This is a genomic window from Nitrospirota bacterium, from assembly GCA_037386965.1.
Lineage (GTDB): Bacteria > Nitrospirota > Thermodesulfovibrionia > Thermodesulfovibrionales > JdFR-86 > JARRLN01.
In genome coordinates, this window is record JARRLN010000088.1 from 1 (window position 1) to 8,499 (window position 8,499).

The 8,499-nt window shown below is 64.0% G+C and carries 8 protein-coding genes; 5 read left to right on the forward strand and 3 right to left on the reverse strand.

Annotated features, from left to right (window positions below; all coding sequences use genetic code 11):
* Positions 1 to 609, forward strand: a 609-nt coding sequence (locus tag P8Y39_11245; GenBank protein MEJ2192899.1) for a hypothetical protein, incomplete at its 5' end; no start/stop codon positions are given.
* 9 nt (positions 610 to 618) lie between these two features.
* Here P8Y39_11245 and P8Y39_11250 read toward each other — a convergent pair.
* Positions 619 to 954, reverse strand: coding sequence for a hypothetical protein (locus P8Y39_11250; GenBank protein ID MEJ2192900.1), 336 nt, complete (start codon positions 952 to 954; stop codon positions 619 to 621).
* 41 nt (positions 955 to 995) lie between these two features.
* Positions 996 to 1,220: a hypothetical protein gene (locus P8Y39_11255; protein MEJ2192901.1), complete on the reverse strand. Its 225-nt coding sequence runs from the start codon at positions 1,218 to 1,220 to the stop codon at positions 996 to 998.
* Positions 1,221 to 1,686: 466 nt separating this feature from the next.
* Between P8Y39_11255 and P8Y39_11260 the strand changes: the two genes are divergently transcribed.
* From P8Y39_11260 to gltB, 3 genes are all read left to right on the forward strand, one after another.
* Positions 1,687 to 2,094: a helix-turn-helix domain-containing protein gene (locus P8Y39_11260; GenBank protein MEJ2192902.1), complete on the forward strand. Its 408-nt coding sequence runs from the start codon at positions 1,687 to 1,689 to the stop codon at positions 2,092 to 2,094.
* Entirely contained in the window at positions 2,091 to 2,669 is a 579-nt protein-coding gene (locus P8Y39_11265) for a hypothetical protein (GenBank protein MEJ2192903.1), read from the forward strand. The genes P8Y39_11260 and P8Y39_11265 overlap by 4 nt, the downstream gene beginning before the upstream one ends.
* A gap of 249 nt (positions 2,670 to 2,918) precedes the next feature.
* Positions 2,919 to 7,208 carry a glutamate synthase large subunit gene (gene gltB, locus P8Y39_11270; GenBank protein MEJ2192904.1) on the forward strand — a complete coding sequence of 1,430 codons (4,290 nt, stop codon included), beginning with the start codon at positions 2,919 to 2,921 and terminating at the stop codon, positions 7,206 to 7,208.
* Here gltB and P8Y39_11275 read toward each other — a convergent pair.
* Positions 7,186 to 7,761: an NUDIX hydrolase gene (locus tag P8Y39_11275; GenBank protein ID MEJ2192905.1), complete on the reverse strand. Its 576-nt coding sequence runs from the start codon at positions 7,759 to 7,761 to the stop codon at positions 7,186 to 7,188. The two genes, gltB and P8Y39_11275, sit on opposite strands and share 23 nt — an antisense overlap.
* 113 nt (positions 7,762 to 7,874) lie before the next feature.
* Between P8Y39_11275 and P8Y39_11280 the strand changes: the two genes are divergently transcribed.
* A complete protein-coding gene (locus tag P8Y39_11280; GenBank protein MEJ2192906.1) occupies positions 7,875 to 8,147 on the forward strand; it encodes a hypothetical protein in 273 nt (90 codons plus the stop codon).
* The last annotated feature ends 352 nt before the right edge of the window (positions 8,148 to 8,499 follow it).

Sequence of the window (8,499 nt, forward strand, 5' to 3'; positions counted from 1 at the left end):
ACCGACATGGTGGTGGAAGACATTGCTCCTTACTGGCGTGTCGCCCTGCAACATCAGTGGGGAGAGCACTATGTTTCCGTGGGCACATACGGAATTGCTGCCGGAATTTTTCCGGAGGCGAGGGAGAGCGGCCCCACCGACACGTTTACGGACGTTGCACTCGATGCCGAGTATCAGTACCTCGCCGGACAGTCCACTCTCGGTCTGGAGACGACGTGGGTTCATGAAAAACAGGACCGGGATGCGAGTTTCGCCCTGGGCGATGCCGAGAACAGGGTCGACAGGCTCAATACGTTCAAAGTGAACCTCGACTATTACTGCCACGCGCCTTTCGGGCATATAGGGGGAACGCTTGCGTATTTTCTCGTAGACGGCAAATCCGACAGGCTGCTCTATGCCCCCGGGCCGGTGAACGGCAGCAGAAACGGCTCTCCGGACAGCGCCGGTTTCATTTTCGAAGCCGACTATCTTCCCCTGGACAGGCTCAAAATTGCCCTGCAATACACGCTCTACAATAAGTACAACGGCGGCCGTTCGAACTACGACGGGTTCGGCAGGGACGCATCGGATAACAACACGCTGTATTTCGCGCTCATGCTCCTCCTGTAAGGTTCCCTCTTAAAGGCGGAAGGTCGGTCGGTCGGCTGTGCGCGACACCTGTCCCTGGAAAGACCGCCCGCGGGTATCCGCAGCCGTTGACGGCAGGGGCGCCGCCTTGGAGGGCGCAGCGGCCAGGACGGGGCCTTCGTCATCATTTACGGAGCCCTGGCGCAGCTCATCAATAATCGTTTCCTGCGTGCTCAGTGCATCCTTGAGGGAAGAGACGGTGGATTCCAGCGCCTCGATGCGGTCCTCCAGCCCCGGCGCTTTCTCGGGGGGAGCGTTGACAGGCTGCATCGCCAGAGCGGTGCCCATCAGAATGAACGCAAGAACGGCCACCGTTGCCCTGAACATGAGTCTCCTCCTTTCGGTGCGGCCCTTGCCGCCTTGGGGAGTCAATTTGTACTGGCCTGGATGCGCTTCAGGATATCCGCCGTCAGGACACATACATACCCCCTTGCGCGCCTTTCCTTGAGGGTTGCCTCGACCCACCGGCAGACGAAATCGAAGAAGGACGTGTTATGTGCCGCCGCGCTCGCGAGAAACCGCTCCCCGAGCATTTCCAGCTCCTGGTCCGAAACGATTGCTACGCGTTCCCCATCAAAACTGGCTATCTCCATGTCACCTGCCTCCTTTTCCAGGGTTTAGTATTTCCTGTCCACCGCCCCATGGGCGATGACCTTGCCGTTTGGGAGCAGCGGGGCGGACTCGAACCGCCTCCGGGTGGAGGGCTTTTCCCGGCCTCCTCCTGGAGCCGCCGCGGGGGGAGGGAGATTTCATCTTCCGGCCCGCCAGAATGTCTTTGCCTTCCTGCACTTCCCTCTCCAGCGCCCTGACTTCTGCCTCCAGCCGGGCGTCCCGCCGGGCCGTTTCCTTCCGGACGAGCTTCGTCAGGTCCTCGTCATGTCGGTCCATCCAGCGCTTCCTTTCCCCGCAAGGGAAATCATGCTCTCATTGTAAGTACGATGAAATCGTATGTCAACGACGAACAAGAAGGATTTTCGGGTCTGATTTACCTTTGTCGTACAAAAACTCCTATATTCTCGGATTCTTGCTTTTTCGTAATTCATTCCATATAATTAGGACATGGAGCGCAGCTTCGTCGAGCGTCTGAAAGAGGCGATGGACCGGAAGGGCATGAACCAGTATCAACTTGCCAGGGCCATCGACGCCCCCGTGACCACGGTGAACAGCTGGTTCACGGGGAAGGCCGAGCCCCGCCCCGAGTATCTGCAGAGAATCGTCAGGGAGCTTAACGTCTCGCCGGCCTGGCTCCTTTTCGGGGAGGCCGGCTTACGGTACGACCCGGATATCCTGCGTTCCGTCATCAGGGCCGTGGAGGAGCTGGAGCGCATGGAGGGACTGGACATCAGGCCCGAAAAGAAGGCGGAGCTTGTTACCATACTCTATGAGGAATCTCTCGAGGAAGAGAAGGGCGTGCAGACCGAAGAGGTGCAGGACATGATGCACCGCCTCCTCAGGCTGGCCACATGAAGCGCCGGAGCCGCGCGGAAGACATCCTTTCGGAGGCCCGGCGGGAAAAAAGCCGCCGTTTTGTGCTGCGGGCCGTGGTCGTTCTCATCCTGGCCGCGGCGGTGGCTGCTTCCTTTTACTACAAGCAGCGGGCCCAGAGGATAGTCGAGCTGGAGAAACAGGTAGAGCAGGGCAATGCAGCGCAGCATACCCTGGAGGAAGAAAACCAGGCCCTCCGCGAGAGCATCAAGGCCAGGGAGCTCCTGGCGGCCGAGGCCACCCTGTTCCCCGTGGAGGGGGTGCGCGTGCGGAACATGAACGGCTCCCTCATCGTGGACGGCCAGATCCGCAACATGAGCCGCTGGGAGGCCGGAGACATCGAGCTCACCCTTTACCTGGTGGACCGGGACATGAACGTCCTGCTCAAGGAGTCCTTCACCGCCACCTCCATGGACGGAGAGCCCCTGTCCCGGGGCCAGCGCCGCTACTTCAAGCACACGGTGGTGAACCCCCCGTCCGGGGCCACGGACGTCATCGTGCTGATAACGGACCTGGACGTGGCCCGTTGGAGCGCCGAAGAGAACCATGGGTTCTGAGGCGAGGAGAGTTTTCCGTAAAGCCGAACGGCGGGAGAAGACCGCGGAGAACAGGCACGCATCGGTCCCCGGGATGCAAGTGGAGAGAAGTACGAGGACGGACATTTTCCTCTTTTTTTACTCGACAGGTCCTTACCAGGCCGGGTGCCCCATCTGGAAGGGCTTGAGTCTTTCATCGTAGAGCCTGTTCCGATGCCCGTATGACGGGTGGCTGTTGCCAGCGTATGCCTTTCCAACGATAATAGGGCCATGGCACAGGCATACGGGGCAGGGTCGTGCGGGGTCGGCTTTCTCTGCGACATCCGGGGAGCAAGGAGCCACCGCGTGGTCAGCCTCGGCGTGACCGCCGTCAGGAACCTCACGCACCGGGGGGCGGTGGGGGCCGACGGGAAGACCGGAGACGGTGCCGGGGTGCTCATCGAGATTCCCCGCAAGCTCCTCCTTGCCGAGCTCTCCGCAGGCGGCATCGCGCCGTCAAGGCCCGAGGACCTGGCCGTGGGGATGCTCTTTCTTTCCTCCGATGTGCAGCGTTTCATCGAGGGCATAGTCGGGGAATTCGGCCTCAAGGTGCTCGCCTGGAGAGAGGTGCCCACGCGGGACACCGCCCTTGGGAAGGCGGCTCTGGCGGTTAGGCCGCGCATCCTCCAGCTTCTTCTTGACACGGGAGACGTTGGCGAGGCGGAACGGGACGTGCGCCTCTACTTCACTCGCCGGGCCATCGAGAAGCGCCACCCGGAAGTCCATGTGGCGTCGTTTTCCTCCCGGACCGTGGCTTACAAGGGGATGCTCGTGGCCACCCATCTCGAGGAGTTCTATCCGGACCTGGCCCATCCCCAGGTGGAAAGTGCCTTCGCGCTTTTTCACCAGAGGTTCTCCACCAATACGCTCCCGGAGTGGCGGCTCGCCCAGCCCGGAAGGGCGCTGGCACATAACGGGGAGATAAACACCATCCAGGGAAACAGAAACTGGATGGCCGCCCTGGCCGGAGAGTTGTGGCACGAGCGCTTTGAAGGCATGGATAGGGGGCTCGTGGCCCCCCTGGTCGCCGTCCAGGAGAGCGATTCGGCCTCGCTTGACCACGTGGTGGAGCTGCTCATGCTCGCGGGCTTCTCTCCGGAGCACGCCATCAACCTTGCCATCCCGCCCGTGTGGGAAACCGTGCCTCTTCCGCGGGAGGTGAAGGACTTTTTCGAGTACCAGTCCCTTCTCATGAAGCCCTGGGACGGCCCGGCGGCCGTGGTCTTCACCGACGGCCGGACCGTGGGGGCGCACATGGACAGAAACGGCCTGAGGCCCCTGAGGTACACACTCACCGAGGACGGCTTTCTCGTCTTGGGCTCCGAGGCGGGCATGGTGGAGGTCGAAAGCGCCATAAAGGAAAAGGGGAGGCTCGGGCCGGGGGATACGCTTTCGGTGGACCTTGCCGCCGGGAGGGTCCGGAAAACGGAGGAGATTCTTCGGTCCCTGGCCGCCCGCCGCCCCTATGGGCAGTGGCTTGAGAGCAGCCTCGTGAGAGCCGCGAAGCCCTCCCATGCCTCGGGGGAGAAGGAGCCCGGCCTCGGGAGGAAACAGGCGGCCATGGGTTATTCCAGGGAAGAAGTGGACATCGTTATCCGGGAGATGGCGGCCAATGCCAAGGAGTTTGTGTTCTCCATGGGAGACGACACCCCCCTTGCGCCGCTTTCGGAGAAGCCCCAGCTCCTCTTCCGCTACTTCAAGCAGCGGTTCGCTCAGGTGACCAACCCTCCCATCGACTCCGTCAGGGAGCGTCTGGTCATGTCCCTGAGGATGAACCTGGGGCGGAAGGGGAACTTTCTCGCCGAGGAGCCCGGCCACGCCCGGCGGCTGGCCATCTCCTCGCCGATTCTGACGCAAAACGTCCTCGACGGGATGGAAGCCCAGGACCGGGTTCCCGCGCAGCGGGTGAGCATCTGTTACCCGCGCGGGCAGGGGCTCGGGGCGGCCCTCGGGAGGGTGGGGCAGGAGGTGCTCGAGGCGGTCTCCCGGGGGGTGGAAATCCTCGTCCTTTCGGACCGGGAGCTGGGGGCGGAGAGGGTGGCCGTGCCTTCGCTTCTTGCCCTGGCCGCTTCCATGCGAAGCTTGGCGGGGGCGGGGCTTCTCGCCCGGGCGAGCATCGTTTTGGAGAGTGCCGAGGTCCGCGACGTCCCGCATCTGGCCTGCTTGGTGGGCTACGGAGCCTCGGCCGTGCATCCCTGGCTTGCCTACCGGAGCATCGAGGACCTCTCGGAGCGGGGCCACGTCCCCCTGGCTCCGGAGACGGCCTGTGCCCATTACAGGCAGGCCATGGAGGCCGGCCTTCTGAAGGTGATGGCCCGCATGGGCATATCCACCATAAACTCCTACCACGGCGCCCAGCTCTTCGACGCCGTGGGCCTCGCGGGGGATTTTCTCGATGAGTTTTTCCCCGGCACGCCCGGAGCGGTGCAGGTAGATGGGTTGAAGGAGGTGGAGGCCTCCGTCCTCACCCGCCATGCCCGGGCCTTCGACGGCCCGGAGCCTGCTTTGGAAAACGCCGGGACGATGCGCTTCCGCCCCGGGGGGGAGCGCCATGCGTGGTCGCCCCGGGCGGTGCGGGCCCTCATCGCGTTCGTCCGGGGCGGCTCCTACGAGGCCTATAGGGAGTTTGCACGGCTCTCGGAGGGGCCTCCCATCTTCCTTCGCCACCTGATGAGGTTCAGGGGCGGGGCACCCGTCCCAGTCGATGAGGTGGAAGGGGAAGGGGATATCATAAAGCGTTTCGTCACCGGGGCCATGTCCGTGGGCTCCCTCTCTCCCGAGACCCACGAGACCATCGCCCGGGCGTGCAACCGCCTGGGCATCCGGAGCAACAGCGGGGAGGGCGGGGAGGACCCCCGCCGCTACGGTACCGAGGCGGGCAGCGCCATCAAGCAGGTGGCCTCCGGAAGGTTCGGCGTGACGCCCGCGTACCTGGCCTCCGCCCGGGAGCTTGAAATCAAGATGTCCCAGGGGGCCAAGCCCGGCGAGGGAGGGCACCTGCCTCTGGACAAGGTAACGCCCTACATCGCCTCTCTGAGGCACTGTGCTCCGCACATGCTTCTTATCTCTCCGCCGCCCCATCACGACATATACTCCATCGAGGACCTCGCTCAGCTGGTGCACGACCTCAAGCAGGCCAACCCCGAAGCCCTCGTCTGCGTGAAGCTCGTGGCCGAGGCGGGGGTGGGCACCGTGGCGGCCGGCGTGGCCAAGGCCTACGCCGACATCGTCCAGATAAGCGGGTGCGAGGGGGGCACGGGGGCCGCGGCCCTGAGCTCCATAAAAAATGCCGGGAGCTACTGGGAGCTGGGACTTGCCGAAACGCAGAGGGTCCTGGTGGAAAACGGCCTCAGAGAGCGCATCACGATGCGGGTGGACGGAGGGATGCGCTCCGGCAGGGACGTCGTAAGGGCGGCGCTCCTGGGCGCCGAGGAGTACGGCTTCGGCACCGCCGCCATGATAGCGGCGGGCTGTGTCATGGCCAGAAAGTGCCACCTGAACACCTGTCCCACCGGCATCGCCACCCAGGAGGAGCGCCTGAGGGCCAGGTACACCGGGACCGTGGAGGGCGTGATGGCCTACTTCCGCGCCCTGGCGCGCGACGTGCGGGAGACGCTGGCCGGGTTGGGCTTGAGGAGCATGGACGAGGCCATCGGACGGGCCGACCTGCTCGCCGTGCTGCCCACCGGTGCAAAGACGGCGGCCGCCGCTCCGGGGATGGCCTTTCCCGTGAGGTCCGCAAGAAGGCGGAACGACAACCCCGCCCCCTCGCGAAACGACGAGCTCGTGAAGGAGCTTCTCCCGTTCATCGAGAGGGGGGAGCACGTGGAGAGGACCTATCGCATCCGCAACACCGACCGCAGCATCCCGGCCACCCTGAACTACCACATCGCCCGGCTCCACGGTGACCGGGGGCTCCCCGAAGGGACAATCAACCTTGTCTTTCACGGCACGGCGGGCCAGAGCTTCGGGGCCTTCAATCACAGGGGGCTCGCCCTCACCCTGGTGGGGGAGGCCAATGACTACGTGGCCAAGGGCATGTACGGCGGGAGGGTGGTTCTCAGGCCTCCGGAGGAGCTTGGGGAGCCGCACCGGCACGTCATAGCCGGAAACACCCTGCTTTACGGCGCCGTCGGCGGTACGTTCCACGCCTCGGGCACGGTGGGGGAGCGCTTCGCCGTGCGCCTGAGCGGCGCTCGCGCCGTGGTGGAAGGCGCGGGAGAGCACCTGTGCGAGTATATGACCCGGGGGACGGTGGCCGTGCTGGGCGAGGCGGGCCACAACATAGGCTCCGGGATGACCGGCGGGGTCCTCTTCGTTCGTGACGAAGACGGCAGCGTCGGGGACAAGATTAACGCGGCCTACGTGAAGGCCGTCGCCCTGGAGGACGACGAGTCCATCGCCCTGCTTCGGGAGCTCCTCGAGGCCCACCGCGCCCTTACGGGAAGCCCCCTGGCCGCGGGGCTGCTTGCTGATTTCCCGAGGGCGGCCGGCGGGTTCAGGAAGGTCCTGCCCCTCTGAGCTGCCTTTTCACCATCTCCAGGATGCCGAAGATGCGGAGGTCCACGGCGTTTCCCCACCGACGGTAGGGCTCCAGGGCCTCGGAGATGCCGCTCAGGGGCAGCTTGATGACCTCGATGTCTTCCGTCTCGTCCGGCGGATGCTCGCGGCGCACCTCCTCGGGGGCTTCGCGAACGTCGAGGGCCAGGTAGACTTCCCAGGTCTCGGTGTTGATGCCGGTGGATATGACGCCCTCGGACAGGTGAACGAGCTCGCCGGGCACGTGTCCGGTCTCCTCGATGAGCTCCCTGCGGGCAGCCTGGGCCGGGTGCTCTCCGTGAGGGATGAGGCCCGCGGGGAGCTCTATCACGTCCCTGTCCAGGGCGGGCCGGTACTGCCTCACCAGAAGGAGCTCGCCCCGGCCCGTCACCGGTGCGATGGCCACGACTCCGGCACAGTCGACGCGCCCCACGGCTTCCCACTGGCGCACCTTGCCCCTCTTGTCCTCATAGCTTATGAGGAGCATCCTCAGGTATTTTCCCTTGAAGAGGGTCTTCCGCTCGAAGACGCGCATGAGGCCTCCTTCCGGAGATGCAGAGATTCCCGATTATACCGGAAGCCGCAACGCGGGGTGAAGGGGACGAGTGTTCCGCGTTTATGGTAGAGTAGCCCGGAGAGGACCTTTGCGTGCCAAAAAAGAAGATTGCCGTCCTGGTGAGAGCAAGGAAGCGCGAGGCCATGCGCATGGCCGTGGGCCTCTCTCTCGCGGACGACGAGGTGACGGTCTTTGTGATGGACGATGTCCTGGAGCCGGACGAGTCCATCGAGCAGAGCCTGGAGGCGATGAAGCTCATGAACGTCGTCCTTTATACGAACAACCCGTCCAACCCCTTCCCTTTCATGAGCGCCGAGGACATCGCCCGCGCGCTCGTCTCCTGCGACGTGGTCATCCCGTACTGAAGGCAAGACGCTTTCGCGAGGGACACATGGGCCGGACTTGCCGGGGATACCGCCCTTGCCATCGGGGAGGCTGACGGGAGCAGGGTCCTGCTCTCGCTGGAGGCCGGGCAGACCCCCTCGGCTCGCGTGGTGGGAAGAGGATGCTCCGAAAGCCGAGGACTCTTCACCGGAAAGCACTAGCACTCCCCCCGGAAGGCACACAAGTATTTGTGTGCCTTCACATTTCTTCATAAAGCCCTCATGCCATCTTCACACGGGTCCTTTAGCATAAAAACTGAGAGCAAGCATATTCCTCGGAGAGGAGGACCGCATATGAAAAGGACAGTTTTTTTGTCATTCCCCCGCCGAGCGC

Bases quoted from the DNA above. Each gene is read 5' to 3' on its own strand.
- P8Y39_11275 (MEJ2192905.1), bottom strand. From the start codon at position 7,761: ATGCGCGTCTTCGAGCGGAAGACCCTCTTCAAGGGAAAATACCTGAGG.
- P8Y39_11260 (MEJ2192902.1), top strand. From the start codon at position 1,687: ATGGAGCGCAGCTTCGTCGAGCGTCTGAAAGAGGCGATGGACCGGAAG.
- P8Y39_11265 (MEJ2192903.1), top strand. From the start codon at position 2,091: ATGAAGCGCCGGAGCCGCGCGGAAGACATCCTTTCGGAGGCCCGGCGG.
- P8Y39_11250 (MEJ2192900.1), bottom strand. From the start codon at position 954: ATGTTCAGGGCAACGGTGGCCGTTCTTGCGTTCATTCTGATGGGCACC.
- P8Y39_11255 (MEJ2192901.1), bottom strand. From the start codon at position 1,220: ATGGAGATAGCCAGTTTTGATGGGGAACGCGTAGCAATCGTTTCGGAC.
- gltB (MEJ2192904.1), top strand. From the start codon at position 2,919: ATGGCACAGGCATACGGGGCAGGGTCGTGCGGGGTCGGCTTTCTCTGC.